At 60.5% G+C, this 17,848-nt stretch carries 21 protein-coding genes; 1 reads left to right on the top strand and 20 read right to left on the bottom strand.

Going from position 1 to position 17,848, the window contains the following annotated elements:
- The 15 genes from ispG to trmJ all read right to left on the bottom strand — a co-directional run bounded on the left by ispG (position 1) and on the right by trmJ (position 11,811).
- On the bottom strand, positions 1-1,113 hold the full coding sequence (gene ispG, locus BM186_RS20210; RefSeq protein WP_074917888.1) for a flavodoxin-dependent (E)-4-hydroxy-3-methylbut-2-enyl-diphosphate synthase: 1,113 nt from the start codon (positions 1,111-1,113) through the stop codon (positions 1-3).
- 3 nt (positions 1,114-1,116) lie between these two features.
- Positions 1,117-2,097, bottom strand: coding sequence for a RodZ domain-containing protein (locus BM186_RS20205; protein ID WP_074917886.1), 981 nt, complete (start codon positions 2,095-2,097; stop codon positions 1,117-1,119).
- Positions 2,094-2,855, bottom strand: a complete 762-nt coding sequence (gene pilW / locus BM186_RS20200; protein ID WP_059392909.1) for a type IV pilus biogenesis/stability protein PilW — start codon at positions 2,853-2,855, stop codon at positions 2,094-2,096. The genes BM186_RS20205 and pilW overlap by 4 nt, the downstream gene beginning before the upstream one ends.
- Before the next feature lie 13 nt (positions 2,856-2,868).
- Positions 2,869-4,017 carry a dual-specificity RNA methyltransferase RlmN gene (gene rlmN / locus BM186_RS20195; RefSeq protein ID WP_072426063.1) on the bottom strand — a complete coding sequence of 383 codons (1,149 nt, stop codon included), beginning with the start codon at positions 4,015-4,017 and terminating at the stop codon, positions 2,869-2,871.
- Between the two features lie 26 nt (positions 4,018-4,043).
- Positions 4,044-4,475 (bottom strand): nucleoside-diphosphate kinase, encoded by a 432-nt coding sequence (ndk, locus tag BM186_RS20190; protein WP_072426064.1) that lies wholly within the window; start codon positions 4,473-4,475, stop codon positions 4,044-4,046.
- 101 nt (positions 4,476-4,576) lie between these two features.
- Positions 4,577-4,777: a Fe-S cluster assembly protein IscX gene (gene iscX, locus BM186_RS20185; protein ID WP_017675178.1), complete on the bottom strand. Its 201-nt coding sequence runs from the start codon at positions 4,775-4,777 to the stop codon at positions 4,577-4,579.
- A gap of 16 nt (positions 4,778-4,793) precedes the next feature.
- Positions 4,794-5,135, bottom strand: coding sequence for an ISC system 2Fe-2S type ferredoxin (fdx, locus tag BM186_RS20180; protein WP_003459694.1), 342 nt, complete (start codon positions 5,133-5,135; stop codon positions 4,794-4,796).
- A 3-nt stretch (positions 5,136-5,138) separates the two neighbouring features.
- Complete coding sequence (hscA, locus tag BM186_RS20175; protein WP_074917884.1) at positions 5,139-7,004, bottom strand: Fe-S protein assembly chaperone HscA; 1,866 nt, start codon at positions 7,002-7,004, stop codon at positions 5,139-5,141.
- Positions 7,005-7,049: 45 nt separating this feature from the next.
- Positions 7,050-7,571, bottom strand: coding sequence for a co-chaperone HscB (hscB, locus tag BM186_RS20170; RefSeq protein WP_074917882.1), 522 nt, complete (start codon positions 7,569-7,571; stop codon positions 7,050-7,052).
- Positions 7,572-7,580: 9 nt separating this feature from the next.
- The gene (gene iscA, locus BM186_RS20165) at positions 7,581-7,904 is read right to left on the bottom strand and encodes an iron-sulfur cluster assembly protein IscA (RefSeq protein WP_017675181.1); all 324 of its coding nucleotides are present in this window, start codon (positions 7,902-7,904) and stop codon (positions 7,581-7,583) included.
- A gap of 13 nt (positions 7,905-7,917) precedes the next feature.
- The gene (gene iscU, locus BM186_RS20160; protein ID WP_003246233.1) at positions 7,918-8,304 is read right to left on the bottom strand and encodes a Fe-S cluster assembly scaffold IscU; all 387 of its coding nucleotides are present in this window, start codon (positions 8,302-8,304) and stop codon (positions 7,918-7,920) included.
- A 73-nt stretch (positions 8,305-8,377) separates the two neighbouring features.
- Positions 8,378-9,592 carry an IscS subfamily cysteine desulfurase gene (locus tag BM186_RS20155; RefSeq protein WP_074917880.1) on the bottom strand — a complete coding sequence of 405 codons (1,215 nt, stop codon included), beginning with the start codon at positions 9,590-9,592 and terminating at the stop codon, positions 8,378-8,380.
- A gap of 30 nt (positions 9,593-9,622) precedes the next feature.
- The gene (iscR, locus tag BM186_RS20150) at positions 9,623-10,114 is read right to left on the bottom strand and encodes a Fe-S cluster assembly transcriptional regulator IscR (RefSeq protein ID WP_037001944.1); all 492 of its coding nucleotides are present in this window, start codon (positions 10,112-10,114) and stop codon (positions 9,623-9,625) included.
- Between the two features lie 136 nt (positions 10,115-10,250).
- Complete coding sequence (gene cysE / locus BM186_RS20145) at positions 10,251-11,030, bottom strand: serine O-acetyltransferase (protein WP_072426068.1); 780 nt, start codon at positions 11,028-11,030, stop codon at positions 10,251-10,253.
- The gene (trmJ, locus tag BM186_RS20140; RefSeq protein WP_074917878.1) at positions 11,023-11,811 is read right to left on the bottom strand and encodes a tRNA (cytosine(32)/uridine(32)-2'-O)-methyltransferase TrmJ; all 789 of its coding nucleotides are present in this window, start codon (positions 11,809-11,811) and stop codon (positions 11,023-11,025) included. Before trmJ ends, cysE begins: the two co-directional genes overlap by 8 nt.
- 136 nt (positions 11,812-11,947) lie before the next feature.
- Between trmJ and suhB the strand changes: the two genes are divergently transcribed.
- Positions 11,948-12,763, top strand: a complete 816-nt coding sequence (suhB, locus tag BM186_RS20135) for a type III secretion system regulator SuhB (protein ID WP_074917876.1) — start codon at positions 11,948-11,950, stop codon at positions 12,761-12,763.
- Between the two features lie 57 nt (positions 12,764-12,820).
- On the opposite strand, the gene BM186_RS20130 is transcribed toward suhB, so the two are convergent.
- The 5 genes from BM186_RS20130 to tgt form a co-directional block, all read right to left on the bottom strand.
- Positions 12,821-13,363 (bottom strand): glycine zipper 2TM domain-containing protein, encoded by a 543-nt coding sequence (locus tag BM186_RS20130; protein WP_026088404.1) that lies wholly within the window; start codon positions 13,361-13,363, stop codon positions 12,821-12,823.
- Between the two features lie 117 nt (positions 13,364-13,480).
- Positions 13,481-14,398: a protein translocase subunit SecF gene (gene secF / locus BM186_RS20125; RefSeq protein WP_072426071.1), complete on the bottom strand. Its 918-nt coding sequence runs from the start codon at positions 14,396-14,398 to the stop codon at positions 13,481-13,483.
- Positions 14,399-14,407: 9 nt separating this feature from the next.
- Complete coding sequence (gene secD, locus BM186_RS20120) at positions 14,408-16,276, bottom strand: protein translocase subunit SecD (protein ID WP_074917873.1); 1,869 nt, start codon at positions 16,274-16,276, stop codon at positions 14,408-14,410.
- Between the two features lie 67 nt (positions 16,277-16,343).
- The gene (gene yajC / locus BM186_RS20115) at positions 16,344-16,673 is read right to left on the bottom strand and encodes a preprotein translocase subunit YajC (protein WP_017675190.1); all 330 of its coding nucleotides are present in this window, start codon (positions 16,671-16,673) and stop codon (positions 16,344-16,346) included.
- Between the two features lie 40 nt (positions 16,674-16,713).
- Positions 16,714-17,829, bottom strand: coding sequence for a tRNA guanosine(34) transglycosylase Tgt (gene tgt / locus BM186_RS20110; protein ID WP_026088405.1), 1,116 nt, complete (start codon positions 17,827-17,829; stop codon positions 16,714-16,716).
- Between the last annotated feature and the right edge of the window lie 19 nt (positions 17,830-17,848).

Genomic DNA, 17,848 nt, shown 5'->3' with positions numbered 1-17,848 from the left:
TCAGCCGCGCACGATCACGGCGGCATCAGCGGCGACCTTTTCGGCTGCCTTGTCGCGAATGAGCTTTTCCAGCTCGTCCACCAGGTTTTCGTTGGTCAGCTTCGAGGCCGGTTTGCCATCGATATAGACCAGATTGTTCGGGCTGCCGCCAGTGAGACCGATATGCGCCTCCTTGGCTTCGCCAGGGCCATTGACCACGCAGCCGATCACGGCCACGTCCAGCGGCACCAGCAGGTCCTCGACGCGGGCTTCCAGCTCGTTCATGGTCTTGACCACATCGAAGTTCTGCCGCGAGCAGCTCGGGCAGGCGATGAAGTTGATGCCACGCGAACGCAGACGCAAAGACTTGAGAATGTCGAAGCCAACCTTGATCTCTTCCACCGGGTCGGCAGCCAGCGAGATGCGGATGGTATCGCCAATCCCCTCGGCCAGCAGCATGCCCAGGCCGACTGCGGACTTCACGGTACCGGAGCGCAGGCCGCCGGCTTCAGTAATGCCCAGGTGCAGCGGTTGCTCGATCTGCTTGGCCAGCAGGCGATAGGCCTCGACGGCCATGAACACGTCGGAGGCCTTCACGCTGACCTTGAAATCGGGGAAGTTAAGGCGATCCAGGTGCTCGACATGGCGCAGCGCGGATTCCACCAGCGCCGCGGGAGTCGGCTCGCCGTACTTCTTCTGCAGATCCTTCTCCAGGGAACCGGCGTTGACGCCGATGCGGATCGGAATGCCCTTGTCACGAGCAGCCTCGACCACCGCCTTGACGCGATCCTCGCGGCCGATATTGCCGGGGTTGATGCGCAGGCAGTCGACACCCAGCTCTGCCACACGCAGAGCGATCTGGTAGTCGAAATGGATGTCAGCCACCAGTGGTACGCGCACCTGCTGTTTGATGCGGCCAAAGGCCTCGGCGGCTTCCATATCCGGCACGGAAACACGCACGATATCGGCGCCGGCATTTTCCAGGCGCTGGATCTGCGCCACGGTAGCAGCCACATCGTTGGTGTCGGTGTTGGTCATGCTCTGCACCGCGATCGGCGCATCGCCGCCCACCGGTACCGAGCCAACCCAGATCTTGCGCGACAGTCGGCGCTTGATCGGCGATTCGCAATGCATGCTTTACAACCCCAGTTTCAGGCGCGCGGTTTCGCCAGTCATGTGCGGCGCAACGTCAACGCTTTCGCCGTTGTAGGCCACCTGGGCACCACGGGCAAAACCCAGACGCAGTTCCAGCGGTGCCTTGCCAGCAAGTTCGATACGTTCACCGCTGCGTTTGAGTGCGCTTAGCAGGACCTTGCCATCAGCATCGGTAACCTGAGTCCAGCAATCGGCGGTGAACTGCACGTTGAGCACACCCTGCCCAGCAGAGGCGGCTACAGGCGTTGCAGGTTCGGCTGCAGGTGCAGCCGGAGCAGGAGCAGCCGGTGTATTCGATACAGGCGCAGCAGGAGCCTCTTGCACGCTTTCAGCGGTGCCGGTTTCGGCAGCAGGCTGTTCTGCGGTGCTGACAGCTTCTGGTGCTTCACCTGGCTCGACCGGCAGCAGCAGCGGGCTGCTCTGCTCGTTGCCCTGAGCGGCGATCACCGCCTGGTCTTCCGGCTCGGCAAGCGAGTGCACCTGAGTGGTACCGTCGGCGCCTTCCACCTCCACATGCTCGAGCCCCAGATCAGCCAAGCTGGCCACCGGGCGGCCCTGATCCTGCCACCAGAGAAAACCTGCACCGATCAACGCCAGCAACAACAGGAAGCTGACCAGACGCAGGATGCTCTGCGAATAGCGCACGGGCTCTTCGATACGTCCCAAGGCATGCACACTGCTACCAGAGGCATCTGTCCCGGTGAACTGGTCGAACTCCATCACCAGCCGGTTCTGGTCCATTTCGAGAAGCTTGGCATAGGCGCGAATGTAACCACGGGCGAAGGTGGTACCCGGCAGCTTGTCGAAAGCACCGGCCTCGATTTGGGCAAGACGTTGAGGAGTCAGGTTGAGCTGAGTCGCCACCTCGGCGACGCTCCACCCTTTGATCTCCCGGGCCTGACGCAGACTTTCACCCGGATTGGTCGGCATCGGCTGAGTCACTTCGCTATGTGCCGCGTTCATTGTTGCCCCGAAACAAATTGCTGATATTCCTGAGAGGCCGGATACAGGCGACGCAACTGCAGGCCCAGACTGGCGGCCTTGTCACGATCCTCGAATACGTCGGCCAAACGTGCGCCGAGCAGCAGGCTGCGCGCATTCTGTGGTGCCATTTCGCTGTAGCTGTCGTAGTAACGACGCGCTGGCACGTACTCCTTGTCCTCATAGGACAGCACGGCCATTTCCAGCAATGCGCGTGGCTGACGACTACTCAGGCGCAAGGCGCGCTGGAAGTACTCTTTGGCCTGCTCACGCTGACCGAGCTGCAGAGCGGTCATGCCCAGATTCTCGAAAACCCGGGAACGCTCTGGATAGAGGTTGTCCTCTGCAGCTTTGAGATAGGTGCTCATGGCCTCCTGATAACGCTTCTGCTCGAACAGGAAACCGCCATAGTTGTTTAGCAGACGGGCGTCCTTCGGGCGCTGGGACAGCGCTTTGCGAAAATGCTCATCGGCCAGTTTTGGCTCCATTTCCAGCTGGAAGGCCATAGCTAGCGCGGCATGCGCGTCTGCATTCGACGAGTCGAGGTCGAGGGCGCTCTTCAGCGGTATCTTGGCACGTTGGGTATCACCTTGCTGAATATAGGCAATACCGAGCTGTATGAAGGAGTCACGCGCCTTATCACGCCCTTCCGCCGTACGCATGGGGTCGACATCGCCCGTGGTCACACAACCAGCAAGCAGACTGACAACGAGCAACAACAGCGCTGGGCGCAGGGTCATAGGCATCCTCTCTTCAATTTCGATTGGCGGCAGCATGAGGCTCTTGCGCCTCGTTGCCCAGCTGGCGCACGGCGATGTAACGCTCGCTGCGCCGAGTACGGTCCATGACCTGGCCAACCAACTGGCCGCAAGCCGCATCGATATCGTCACCGCGGGTAGTACGTACCGTGACGTTATGGCCGGCCTTGTGCAACAGGTCCTGGAAGCGGCGAATGGCGTTATTGCTCGGCCGCTCGTACCCCGAGAAGGGGAAGGGATTAAACGGAATCAGGTTGATCTTGCAAGGTACATCGGCCAGAAGTGCGACCATCTGCTCAGCGTGCGCGGGCTGATCGTTGACACCTTTGAGCAGGGTGTACTCGATGGTCAGCACACGTTTCTCGCCAAGCTTGGAGATATAGCGCTTACAGGCGGCCAGAAGCATTTCCAGCGGGTACTTCTTGTTGATAGGCACCAGCTGATTGCGCAGCTCGTCGTTGGGTGCGTGCAACGACAGGGCCAGGGACACGTCGATGACCTCGGCCAGCTTGTCGATCATCGGCACCACGCCGGAGGTGGACAGGGTTACCTTGCGCTTGGAAATGCCGTAGCCAAGGTCGTCCATCATGATCTGCATGGCAGAGACGACGTTATCGAAGTTCAGCAGCGGCTCGCCCATGCCCATCATCACCACGTTGGTAATGGCGCGATCGACCTTCGCGGGAACGGTGCCAAAGGACTTGTTGGCGATCCACACCTGGCCGATGATCTCGGCGCTGGTCAGGTCGCTGTTGAAGCCTTGCTTGCCGGTGGAGCAGAAGCTGCAATCCAGGGCGCAACCAGCCTGCGACGACACACACAGCGTGCCACGGCCGTTCTGCGGGATGTACACGGTTTCCACGCAGCTACCCGACGCCACGCGCACCACCCACTTGCGCGTGCCATCGGCAGAAATGTTTTCGCTGACCACTTCCGGGCCGCGAATCTCGGCAGAGGCCTCGAGCTTCTCGCGCAAGGCCTTGCCGACATTGGTCATGGCGGCGAAATCATCGACGCCAAAGTGATGAATCCACTTCATTACCTGGCCGGCACGGAAGCGCTTCTCGCCGATGGACTCGAAGAACTGTTCCATTTCCGGCTGGGTCAGGCCCAGCAGGTTGATCTTGCCGGTGGTATTGGTCATGGCTTCACCCTCGCATCATTCGCCAATCAGCGAATGCGCGCGCACAGCTCGGTAGCGGAGAAGAAGTAAGCGATCTCGCGAGCAGCAGAGGCTTCGGAATCCGAACCGTGAACAGCGTTTTCGTCGATGGAAACGGCGAAGTCAGCACGGATGGTGCCGGCAGCCGCTTCTTTCGGGTTGGTGGCACCCATCAGCTCGCGGTTTTTCAGAACGGCGTCTTCACCTTCCAGAACCTGAACGATAACCGGACCGGAGGTCATGAAGGCAACCAGATCCTTGAAGAAGCCACGCTCGCTGTGCTCAGCGTAGAAACCAGCGGCTTCGCGCTCGGACAGTTGCACCATCTTCGAAGCAACAACGCGCAGGCCGGCTTTTTCGAAACGGGTGGTGATCTCACCGATGACGTTCTTGGCAACGGCGTCAGGCTTGATGATAGAGAAAGTACGTTGAACAGCCATGTGAAGCTCCAGAAACTTTAGGGTTAAAGCGAAAAATTAAACCCGCGAATTATACGCGGGTTCCGGTTAAAAGCGTAGGGCGAGCGCCGTAAGCGCCTGTTTCAATCGAGTTCTTCGATCCAGGCGGCCTGTATCGCCTCCAGCACCTTCTCTCCCCCACGCTGCGGGTCATCGGAGAACTCCGGCAACTCCACGACCCAGCGATGCAGATCGACAAAGTTGACGTAGCGCGGATCGACATCCGGCTTCTGCTCGCTTAACTCGATGGCGATGTCCAGTACATCGACCCATTTCAGACTCATGATGATGCTTCCTGGATTAATGCGGCGCTTCAGCCGCGTGATTCAGCGAATACTTGGGAATCTCGACGGTGAGATCTTCCTCGCCGACGATGGCCTGACAGGCCAGGCGCGACTGAGCCTCAAGCCCCCAGGCCTTGTCCAGATAGTCCTCTTCCAGCTCGTCGGCCTCGTTCAGCGAGTCGAAACCTTCACGTACGATGCAGTGACAAGTGGTGCAGGCACAGACACCGCCGCAGGCGCTTTCCATCTCGATATGGTGCTCGTGCGCCAACTCAAGAATGGAAATGCCAGGCTCGGCCTCGACCACCAGGCCATCCGGGCAGAATCGCTCGTGAGGCAGAAAAATTACCTGCGGCATCAATTATTCCTCGATCTCATTCAGATTGCGCCCGGCCAGCGCAGCTTTTACCGTCGAATCCAGGCGGCGGGCCGCGAACGCATCGGTTACCTGGGACAGACGCTTGGTCTGCCGCTCGATGGCCAGACCATCATTGCTCGCAAGCAGGTCGCGCAACTCCTGCACCGCCAGCTCGATGACCTGGCGCTCCTCGGCATCCAGCAAGCGCTCGCCATCGGCCTGCAGCGCTGCTTCGACCGCCTCGATCAGACGCTGACCATCGACCTGCTGCTCACGCAGCGCGCGCGCAGCCTTGTCACCTCCAGCGTTCTGGAAGGAGTCCTGCAGCATGCGTGCAATTTCACCATCGGTCAGACCGTAAGATGGCTTGACCTGAATGCTCGACTCGATGCCGGAGCTCAGCTCACGCGCCGCGACACTGAGCAGACCGTCCGCATCGACCTGGAAGGTCACGCGGATCTTCGCAGCCCCCGCCACCATCGGTGGAATGCCGCGCAACTCGAAACGCGCCAGGGAGCGGCAATCGGCGATCAGCTCACGCTCGCCCTGCAGCACGTGAATCATCATGGCCGTCTGGCCATCCTTGTAAGTGGTGAACTCCTGCGCACGCGCCACAGGGATGGTGGTATTACGCGGAATCACCTTCTCCATCAGCCCGCCCATGGTTTCCAGGCCGAGCGACAGGGGTATCACGTCCAGCAGGAGCAACTCCTCACCATCGTCACGCTGATTGCCGGCCAGGGCATCGGCCTGGATCGCAGCACCTATGGCCACCACCTGATCCGGATCGATATTGGTCAGCGGCGCACGACCGAACAGCTCGCCGACGGCCTCACGCACACGCGGCACGCGGGTGGAGCCACCGACCATGACTACCGCACCAACCTCTTCCAGCTCGACACCGGAATCACGCACGGCGCGACGACAGGCCTTGAGACTGCGCGCCACCATCGGTTCGATCAGCGCCTCGAACTGCGCGCGCGACAACGAACCACGCCACTCACCATGGCTCAGCTCGACACTATCGGCATCCGTCAGCCCTTCTTTGGCCACACAGGCAGTCTGCAGCAGGCTGCGCTGGGTCGCCGGGTCGAGATCACTGGAAATACCGGCTTGCTGGATGATCCAGTCGGCCACAGCATGATCAAAGTCGTCACCACCCAACGCGCTGTCGCCACCGGTAGCCAGTACCTCGAACACACCACCGGTCAGGCGCAGGATGGAAATGTCGAAAGTGCCGCCACCCAGGTCATAAATGGCGACTACGCCCTCTGCTTTCTGATCCAGGCCATAGGCGACTGCAGCAGCAGTGGGCTCGTTGAGCAGACGCAAAACCGTAAGACCGGCCAGGCGCGCAGCATCCTTGGTGGCCTGACGCTGAGCGTCATCGAAATAAGCTGGAACGGTAATCACCGCACCGACCAACTCACCGCCCAAGGTCTGTTCAGCGCGCAAGCGCAGGGTCTTGAGAATTTCCGCCGAGACTTCGACCGGGCTCTTCGCCCCCTGCACGGTCTCGATGAAGGGCATGTGCGACTCGCCCGCCGCGAAGCGGTAAGGCATCTGCTCGCCGAGCTGATGTACGTCGGCGATACCGCGCCCCATCAGGCGCTTGACCGACAGCACGGTATTGAGCGGATCGCTGGCGGCCGCCAGCTTGGCCGACTCGCCGACCTCGATGCTTGCTGCGTGGTAGCGCACGGCAGACGGCAGGATGACCTTGCCATCATCGTCAGCCAAGGGCTCAGCCAGGCCGCTGCGCACAGCGGCAACCAGCGAGTTGGTGGTACCCAGGTCAATACCCACTGCCAGACGACGCTGGTGCGGTTGCGGGCTCTGCCCGGGCTCGGCGATCTGCAATAAGGCCATGGTCTTCTTGAAGTCATCAGGCAGGCTGCCGTGGCAACCTACAGGTTAATCGTCGAGGCGCTCTTCTAACTGGCGCACTTCATGGGAGAGCTTGTCGAGGAACTGCATGCGGCGCATCAGGCGCTCGGCCTCTTCACGGCGAGCTTCGTCATCCCAGCAAGCAGCGAAGCGGTCGTTGAGCTGCTCCTGCGCTGTTTTCAGACGACGCTTGAAAGCGGCGACACCGGCCAGATCGGCATCGTCCTGCAGTTCTTCCAGCTCTTCTCGCAGCTGCATCTGCTGCAGAAGGAAATCCGGATCCTGCACCGTCACTTCCAAGGGCAGCTCGGGGCCACGCATCGCAAGCAGGTAGCGCGCACGCTGAGACGGCGTTTTCAGAACCTGATACGCCTCGTTGAGACAGGCCGAGCGCTCAAGCGCTATGCGCTGCTCACGCTCACCGGCATCGGCGAAACGATCCGGATGAACCTGACGCGCCAGCTCACGGTAGCGGACAGCCAGCTGCTCCAGATCGAGGCGAAAGCCCGGCTGCAGGTCGAACAGGGCGAAGTGACACGGATTACCCACGAGAATGCCTCAAACGTTGAAGCTTTCGCCGCAACCGCATTCGCCGCGCACGTTGGGGTTGATGAACTTGAAGCCCTCGTTGAGGCCTTCCTTGACGAAGTCCAATTCAGTGCCATCGAGATAGACCAGGCTCTTGGGATCGATGATCACCTTGACGCCATGGCTCTCGAATACCTGATCCTCTGCCGCCAGCTCATCGACGAACTCGAGCACGTAGGCCAGGCCGGAGCAACCGGTAGTGCGCACACCCAGGCGAATACCCTCACCCTTGCCGCGCCCTTCAAGAGAGCGTTGCACGTGGCGGGCAGCTGCTTCAGACATGGTGATGGCCATTACAAACCTCGTATCAGAGCAAGCCTTTCTTCTGCTTGTAGTCGCGCACAGCGGCCTTGATGGCATCTTCGGCGAGCACAGAGCAGTGAATCTTAACCGGCGGCAACGCCAGTTCTTCGGCGAGCTGGGTGTTCTTGATGCTTTCGGCCTCATCCAGGGTCTTGCCCTTCATCCACTCGGTAGCGAGGGAGCTGGAGGCGATAGCGGAACCACAACCGTAGGTCTTGAACTTGGCGTCTTCGATAACGCCGCTCTCGTTGACCTTGATCTGCAGGCGCATCACGTCGCCACAGGCCGGTGCACCGACCATGCCGGTGCCGACATCCGGATCTTCGGCATTGAGTTTGCCGACGTTACGCGGATTTTCGTAGTGGTCGATGACCTTGTCACTGTAAGCCATGTTGTACTTCCTCTCTCATCAGGTGCCGCTCTTCAGGTCGGATCGCCCATCGAGCGATCCGCCTCGGCAGCTATCAGTGTGCTGCCCATTCCACGGAGGAAATGTCGACACCTTCTTTGAACATATCCCACAGGGGCGACAGTTCGCGCAGCTTGTCCACGGCCTCACGGACCTTGGCAGCGGCGTAGTCGACCTCTTCTTCGGTGGTGAAACGACCGAAGGTGAAGCGAATCGAGCTATGCGCCAGTTCATCGTTGCGGCCCAGAGCACGCAGCACGTAGGACGGCTCCAGGGAAGCCGAGGTGCATGCCGAACCGGACGATACGGCAAGATCCTTGAGCGCCATGATCAGCGACTCACCCTCGACGTAGTTGAAACTCAGGTTGAGGTTGTGCGGCACGCGAGCAGTCAGACTGCCATTCACGTACAGCTCTTCCATATCTTCCAGCTGGCGGTAGAAACGATCACGCAGAGCGGCGATACGCTGATTCTCTGCAGCCATTTCTTCCTTGGCGATGCGGAACGCTTCACCCATGCCGACGCACTGGTGAGTGGCCAGGGTACCCGAGCGCATACCGCGCTCGTGACCGCCACCGTGAGTCTGCGCTTCCAGACGTACGCGCGGCTTGCGGCGAACGTAAAGAGCACCGACGCCCTTGGGACCATAGGTCTTGTGCGCGGAGAAAGACATCAGGTCGACCTTCATCTTCTCCAGGTCGATTTCCACCTTGCCGGTGGACTGCGCCGCATCGACATGCAGCAGTACGCCGCGCGAACGAGTCAGCTCGCCGATGGCGGCGATGTCGTTGATGGTGCCGATTTCGTTGTTGACGTGCATGACCGACACCAACACGGTGTCTTCACGCAGCGCGGCTTCGACCATGGCCGGCGTAATCAGGCCATCCTCGCCCGGCTCCAGATAGGTCACTTCGAAACCTTCGCGCTCAAGCTGGCGAGTGGTATCCAGTACCGCCTTGTGCTCGATCTTCGAGGTGATGATGTGTTTGCCCTTGCTGGTATAGAAGTGCGCAACACCCTTGATTGCCAGGTTATTGGACTCGGTTGCACCGCTGGTCCAGACGATCTCGCGTGGGTCGGCATTGACCAGCTCGGCGACCTGGCGACGTGAGTTCTCCACGGCTTCTTCGGCCTTCCAGCCGAAGACGTGGGAGCGCGAAGCCGGGTTGCCAAAGTTACCGTCGACCAGCAGGCATTCACTCATCTTCTGCGCAACACGCGGATCTACCGGCGTGGTGGCAGAATAATCGAGGTAAATGGGCAATTTCATTAGGTTTCTCCTATCAGGCAAACGCCCTGCTCACTCGATGGCAGACGCTTCAATCTTATCCAGGCGCGGCGTCCTGCCATTGCAGCGGCGCTGATCCTGGCGCAACGCGACCTCTTGAACCTCACGGCGCGCGACCAGATCGGCCAGACTGATGCCACTGAGGAACTCATGAATCTGCTGACTGAGATCGCACCACAGGTGATGGGTCAGACAGGTGTCGCCAGAATGGCAATCGCCTTGCCCCTGGCAACGCGTGGCATCTACCGACTCGTTGACCGCATCGATCACCTGAGCCACCTGAATGCCGCGCATGTCACGCGAAAGCTGATAGCCGCCACCTGGCCCGCGAACACTGGAAACCAGACTGCCACGGCGCAGCTTGGCGAACAGTTGCTCGAGATAAGACAGGGAGATGCCCTGCCGCTCGGATATATCGGCCAGGGAAACGGGACCGTGCTGTGCGTGCAGCGCCAGATCCAGCATGGCGGTAACGGCGTAACGGCCTTTGGTGGTCAGTCGCATGGCTCTACCACGAATCACTGAATTGCGGCGAAGTATGCAATTTCCGAGTATTTAAGTCAACTATAAGACCGATTGATTTACTCAGGATTGACCGCAAAAAGAGGCGGCATGATAGCAAATGCCGCCTCTGCGCGCATCAGGCGGCAGGCTTGTCGCCCTGCCCCTTGCACACCTCGGCGAAGTCTTCATCGCGCAATGCAGGCAGGGCCTTGGCGCGGTAGCCACAATCCATCGAGGCCAGTGCCTTGCTGACATCCTCGAGCCGACCATCTACAGCATGCAGATGATCGAGCAGTTGGCCGATGGCACGCGCCACCGGGTCGGGCATATCCTGACCGACGCCGTAGGCATCGAAACCGATCTTCTCGGCCATGGCCTGGCGCTTGGCCTCCTGCTCGTCGTCGGACTTGACGATGATCTTGCCAGGAATGCCCACCGCAGTCGCACCCGCCGGCACAGCCTTGGTCACCACCGCATTGGAGCCGATCTTGGCACCCGCACCGACAGTGAACGGCCCCAGCACCTTGGCCCCGGCACCGACCACCACACCGTCCTCCAGAGTGGGATGGCGCTTGCCCTTGTTCCAGCTGGTACCACCCAGCGTCACCCCTTGATAGAGCGTGACGTCATTGCCGATCTCGGCGGTCTCGCCAATCACGATACCCATGCCGTGATCAATGAAGAAGCGACGCCCGATCTTCGCCCCCGGATGAATCTCGATACCGGTCATCCAGCGCCCGAAATTGGACACCACGCGCGCCAGCCACTTCCAGCCCGAACGCCACAGCGCATGCGCCACACGATGCAACCACACGGCGTGCAGCCCCGGATAGCAGGTCACCACCTCGAAGGCATTACGCGCTGCCGGATCACGGTGAAAAACGCCCTGGATATCTTCTCGAATGCGTTCAAACATCAGACTTCCCCTGCTTGTGAGGCTCTCCACGCACGGCCTTCTCTGTCTCGGTAAGGATGCCGCGCAGGATATTCATCTCCAACTTGCTCACCGCACTGCGCCCATAAAGCCGACGCAGGCGAGTCATCAGGTGCCGCGGCTTCTGCGGATCGAGAAACCCGATCATCACCAGCACGCGCCGCAAATGACCGTAGAAAGACTCCAGCTCATCCGCCGTCGCCGCCTGGGAGTTGAGCATGGCCGTAGCCTCCAGCTTCTCTACCTTGGTCGGCAGATTCTGCGCCGTGAGCCACGCCATACGAACTTCATAGGCCAGCACCTGCACCGCCGCCGCCAGATTCAGCGAACTGAACTCGGGATTGGACGGGATATGCACGTGATATTGACATCGCTGCAGCTCCTCATTGGTCAAGCCGGCGTACTCACGCCCGAACACCAACGCCACTTCGCCGCCAGCAGCGGCCTGCTCGCAACTGGTCACGCCGCACTCGCGCGGATCCAGCAGCGGCCAGGGAATACGCCGATCGCGAGCACTGGTGCCGATCACCAGACTGCAACCGACCAGCGCCTCTTCAAGACTACCGACAACCTGTGCAGCATCCAGCACATCGGTCGCGCCGGATGCGCGCGCCACAGCGTCGCCACTGGGAAAATCCTCTGGCTCGACCAGCACCAGACGCGACAGACCCATGTTTTTCATCGCCCGCGCCGCGCCGCCGATATTGCCCGGATGACTGGTGCCCACCAAAACCACGCGAATATTGTCCAGCAACGCAGACACTCTCAGAAATCTTCAGGGGGCAACGATCTTACCCAAGCCCTTCGATTAATGCCATGCAGCGTACAGACGGCGCTTCATCGGCAACGGTTTTCTGCTAACATGGCCGGCTTTCTTTAACGCCCCAGGTGAACCTCCCATGCAGCCCATGCTGAATATCGCCCTGCGCGCCGCTCGCAGCGCCGGTGAAATGATCTTTCGCTCCATCGAGCGCCTGGATGTCATCTCGGTAGACGAGAAGGATGCCAATGATTACGTCACCGAGGTCGACAAGGCCGCCGAGTTGATGATCGTCCAGGCCATTCGCAAGGCCTACCCGACCCACAGTTTCCTGGGTGAAGAAGGCGGCGTGCTGGAAGGCAGTGGCGACGGCGCCGACTACCAGTGGATCATCGACCCGCTGGACGGCACCACCAACTTCATCCGCGGTGTTCCGCACTTCGCCATCAGCATCGCCTGCAAATATCGCGGCCGCCTTGAGCACGCTATCGTTCTCGACCCGGTACGCCAGGAAGAATTCACCGCCAGCCGCGGCCGTGGCGCCGCCCTCAACGGTCGCCGCCTGCGCGTGAGCAACCGCAAGAGCCTGGACGGCGCACTACTGGGCACCGGCTTCCCATTCCGCAACGAGCAGTTGGACAACCTCGAGAACTACCTGGGCATGTTCCGCAGCCTGGTCGGCCAGACCGCCGGCGTACGCCGTGCCGGTGCCGCCAGCCTGGATCTGGCTTATGTCGCAGCCGGCCGCTACGACGCCTTCTGGGAGTTTGGCCTGTCCGAGTGGGACATAGCAGCCGGCGCCCTGCTGATTCAGGAAGCAGGCGGCCTGGTCAGCGACTTCACTGGTGGCCACGAATTCCTTGAGAAAGGCCAGATCGTTGCCGGTAACACCAAATGCTTCAAGGCCGTGCTGACCGCAATCCAGCCACATCTGGCACCCTCGATGAAGCGCTGAGTTCCAATCGAGCAATAAAAAAACGCCCCGAGGGGCGTTTTTTATTGCTTTGTATTCTTACTGAGCCTGCTGCACCAGCACCAGCTCACCTTGCTTGTTGACCGGAATACGGCTGCCCGGATCACGATCCATGCGCACGGTACCGACCTTCTCGCCCAGCTGATATTTCACGTCATAGCCCACCAGCTTCTCGCTGGTGTCGGTCACGGTATTGCAGCGGGTTTCGGTGGTGGTATAGGTATCTCGCTGCTGCATACCTTCCTGAATCTTGTTGCCGGCGTAACCGCCGCCGACCGCACCAGCCACCGTGGCAATCTTCTTGCCAGTACCGCCGCCGACCTGATTACCCAGCAGACCACCAGCAATGGCGCCGATAGCAGTGCCAGCGATCTGGTGCTGGTCCTGCACAGGACGTTGACGGGTGACAGCCACGTCCTTGCACACTTCCCGCGGCGTTTTCACGGTTTCATTGATCGGGGTTACGGCCAGCACCTCTGCATAGTCCGGGCCACGATCGACCAGACTGTAGGTGGCGACGGCCCCACCAGCGGTCACACCCACAGCACCCAGTACGGCACCTACCAACATTGATTTATTCATTTTTGTGTCTCCTAGGCTCGGCGACTCGCGCCCTTCTCCCTGCCTAGGACAGCAAAAAGCCGCGACAAGTTCGACTTGCCGCGGCTTTCACTGACTTTCATGAAGCGCGTCACAACATCATGGACGACCGTCGTCTGCCTCGGCCTCGGCCACCGGAGGAATCAGGTCCTCCACGCTGAGCTTCAGCCATACCAGCACCGTGGCGCCGATGTAGACCGACGAGTAGGTCCCCACCACCACACCAACCAACAGGGTCAGCGCGAAGGCCGCCAGTACGTCACCGCCGAAGAACAGCAGTGCCAACAAGGCCAGCGCAGTGGACAGCGAGGTAGCGATGGTACGCAGAAGGGTCTGAGTGATCGAAACGTCGATGTTCTCGATCAGCGAGGTCTTGCGCAGCACACGGAAGTTCTCACGAATCCGGTCATAGATGATGATGGTGTCGTTGAGCGAGTAACCGATCATCGCCAGCACCGCCGCCAGCACCGTCAGGTCGAATGGAATCTGGAAGAACGCCAGCACACCCAGGGTGATCACCACGTCGTGCACCAGCGACGCGATCGCACCGACACCGAACTTCCACTGAAAGCGAAAAGCCAGGTAGAGCATGATCCCGCCCAGCGCCAGGAGCATGGCGATACCGCCCTGGTCACGCAGTTCCTCACCCACCTGCGGGCCGACGAACTCGACGCGCTTGACCTCGAAGCGCGCGGCCTCGTCGACCTTGCGCAGTGCAGCCGCTACCTCATTACCCAGATCAGGGGAATCGCCAGCCAGACGCACCAGCACATCGGTACTGGCGCCAAAGCTCTGCACCACAGCATCGGCATAGCCTGCCTGGCCCAACTCGGTCTTGATCAGATCGAGATTGGCCGATTGCTCATACTGCAGCTCGATCAGGGTACCACCGGTGAAATCCAGGCCGAAATTCAGCCCCTTGGTGAACAACGCGCCGAGACCGATCAGCGTCAGCACGACCGTAATGGAGAAGGCGATATTGCGGATCGCCATGAAACGAATGGTTGACTTGATCATGGCTGCACCTCAGATCCACAGCTTCTTGAAGTTACGGCCACCGAAGATCAGGTTGACCAGACCACGGGTGAACATGATGGCGGTGAACATCGAGGTAATGATGCCCAGCGACAGCGTTACCGCGAAGCCCTTCACCGGACCGGTCCCCATGGCGAACAGGATGCCGCCGACCAACAAGGTGGTCAGGTTACTGTCCAGAATCGCCGAATAGGCACGATCGAAGCCCTCGTGCAAGGCACGCTGCACCGGCAGTCCATTGGCCAGTTCCTCGCGTATCCGCGAGAAAATCAGTACGTTGGCGTCAACCGCCATACCCAGGGTCAACACGATACCGGCGATACCCGGCAGGGTCAGGGTCGCGCCAATGGCAGACATCAGACCGACCAGTAGCACTAGGTTGAACGCCAGGGCAACGGTCGCCAGCACACCGAAGAAGCGATAGATGGCGATGATGAAGATAGCCACGAAGATCATCGCCCACTCGGTGGAAGCAATACCCTTGGCAATGTTCTCGGCACCCAGGCTCGGGCCAATGGTGCGCTCTTCAGCGAAGTACATCGGTGCCGCCAGACCACCCGCGCGCAGCAGCAGCGCCAGCTCGGACGATTCGCCCTGGCCGTTCAGACCAGTGATGCGGAATTGGCTACCCAGTGCCGACTGGATGGTCGCCAGACTGATGATCTTCTTCTCTTCCACGAAGGAAGAAACGGCAACTTCCTGCTCGACGCCATCGATAGTCTGACGTACGTAGCGGGTGACCGGCTTCTGCTCGATGAAGATCACCGCCATGCTGCGGCCGACGTTGTTACGCGTGGCGCGGTTCATCAGATCGCCGCCGTGACCGTCGAGGCGGATATTCACCTGCGGACGACCATTCTCGTCGAAACTGGCCTGAGCGTCGGTAACCTGGTCACCGGTGATGATCAGCTCACGCTCCAGTTGTACCGGCGGACGACCTTCCTCACGGAAGCCAAAGGACTCGGTGGCGCCACGCGGCGCATCGAGGTCGGCCTGCAGACGGAACTCCAGGTTGGCGGTCTTGCCGAGAATACGCTTGGCCTCGGCAGTGTCCTGCACCCCCGGCAGCTCCACCACGATGCGGTTGGCGCCCTGGCGCTGCACCAGCGGCTCGGCCACGCCCAGTTCGTTGACGCGGTTACGTACAGTGGTGAGGTTCTGGCGAATGGAGTACTCACGAATCTCGGCGATTTTCGCCTGAGTCAGGCCCAGTTGCAGAACCTGCTGGCCGCTGCGCTCGACGGTGGTCAGTTCGAAATCGCTGTAATCCTTGCGGATCAGGCGCTGCGCCTTGTCCAGCGCATCGCTGTCGGCGAAGCCGAGCTGAATCCGGCCATTGCTTTCAGGCATGCTGCGGTAGCGAATACGCTCCTTGCGCAGCAGGCTCTTGATCTCACCTTCATAGACCTTGCGGCGCACATCCAGCGCCTTGTCCATGTCGACTTCCAGCAGGAAGTGCACACCACCAGACAGGTCCAGGCCGAGCTTCATCGGGCTCGCACCCAGGCTACGCAGCCAGTCGGGGGTGGTTTGCGCCAGGTTCAGCGCCACGACGTAATCATCGCCCAGCGCGCGGCGGACAATGTCCTTGGCCGGCAACTGGTCATCCTGCCTGGTCAGACGAATCAGGCCACCGCGGCCACGCTCGTCGATGCTGGCAGCCTTGACGGCAATACCGACGTCCTGCAGAGCCTTGCTGGCACGGTCGACATCCGTCTGCTCGATGCTCAGCGCCGAGCTGGCGCCACTGATCTGTACGGCAGGATCGTCTGGATAAAGGTTGGGAATGGAGTACACCAGGCCGATTGCCAGAACGGACAAAATCAGCAGGTACTTCCACAGAGGGTATTTATTGAGCATGAACGAGCCGCCCGCTTATGACGCGGGGCGCTAAAAGCGCCCCGTCGAATGGAAACTAAGAACCGAATCAGATGGCTTTCAGCGTGCCCTTGGGCAGGGTGGCAGCGATGGCCTGCTTCTGGAATTTCAGCTCGACGGTGTCAGACACCTCGATCACCACGAAATCGTCGGCAACCTTGGACACCTTGCCAGCGATACCGCCGCTGGTGACCACTTCGTCACCCTTCTGCAGGCTGCCGAGAAGATTCTTGTGTTCCTTGGCGCGCTTGGCCTGCGGACGCCAGATCATCAGATAGAAGATGACCAGAAAGCCGATCAGGAAAACCCACTCGAAACCGCTGCCGGCAGGGCCAGCAGCCGCGGTGTCAGCGTAAGCGGCAGGGATGAAAAAGCTCATGTAACACTCCTAATGGAAAAGATCTTGAATCGTTCGGGAATCAGTCAAGCGGCGGCACAGGCAGGCCGCGCTTGGCATAGAAGGTTTCGACGAAGGCGGCCAATGTACCCTGTCCGATAGCCTCGCGCAAACCAGCCATAACCCGCTGATAATGCCGCAAGTTATGGATGGTATTGAGCATGCTACCGAGCATTTCGCCGCACTTGTCCAGATGATGCAGATAAGCGCGCGAGAAATGTTTACAGGTGTAACAGTCGCAGGTCGGGTCCAGCGGCGAGTCATCGTGTTTGTGCACGGCGTTGCGAATCTTCACCACGCCGGTATCGACGAACAGGTGGCCGTTGCGCGCGTTACGGGTCGGCATCACGCAGTCGAACATGTCCACACCGCGGCGCACGCCCTCGACCAAGTCTTCCGGCTTGCCCACACCCATCAGGTAGCGCGGCTTGTCGGCCGGCATGTGCGGCGGCAGGAAATCCAGCACACGGATCATCTCTTCCTTCGGCTCGCCGACCGACAGTCCGCCAATGGCCAGGCCGTCGAAGCCGATTTCGCAAAGCCCTTCGAGCGAGCGCATGCGCAGCTCTTCATGCATGCCACCCTGGACGATACCGAACAGCGCTGCGCTGCTCTCACCATGCGCGGTCTTGGAGCGCTTGGCCCAACGCAGCGACAACTCCATGGAACGCTTGGCCACATCGAACTCGGCCGGGTACGGCGTGCATTCATCGAAGATCATCACGATGTCCGAGCCCAGGTCGCGCTGCACCTGCATCGACTCTTCCGGCCCCATGAAGACCTTGGCGCCATCGACCGGGGAGGCGAAGTACACGCCCTCCTCCTTGATCTTGCGCATCGCGCCCAGGCTGAACACCTGGAAGCCGCCGGAGTCGGTGAGGATCGGCCCCTGCCACTGCATGAAGTCATGCAGGTCGCCATGTTTCTTGATCACCTCCATGCCCGGGCGCAACCACAGGTGGAAGGTATTGCCGAGAATGATCTGCGCGCCAATATCCTCGACATCGCGCGGCAGCATGCCCTTGACCGTGCCATAGGTGCCCACCGGCATGAAGGCCGGGGTCTCGACCACGCCACGCGGGAAGGTCAGGCGACCCCTGCGGGCTTTGCCGTCAGTGGCCAGCAACTCAAAGGACATGCGACAGGTGCGCGACATA

It is taken from the genome of Ectopseudomonas toyotomiensis (genome assembly GCF_900115695.1).
GTDB lineage: Bacteria > Pseudomonadota > Gammaproteobacteria > Pseudomonadales > Pseudomonadaceae > Aquipseudomonas > Aquipseudomonas toyotomiensis.
Note: the sequence above shows the minus strand (reverse complement) of the source record. Positions and strands in the feature narration are given on the sequence as shown.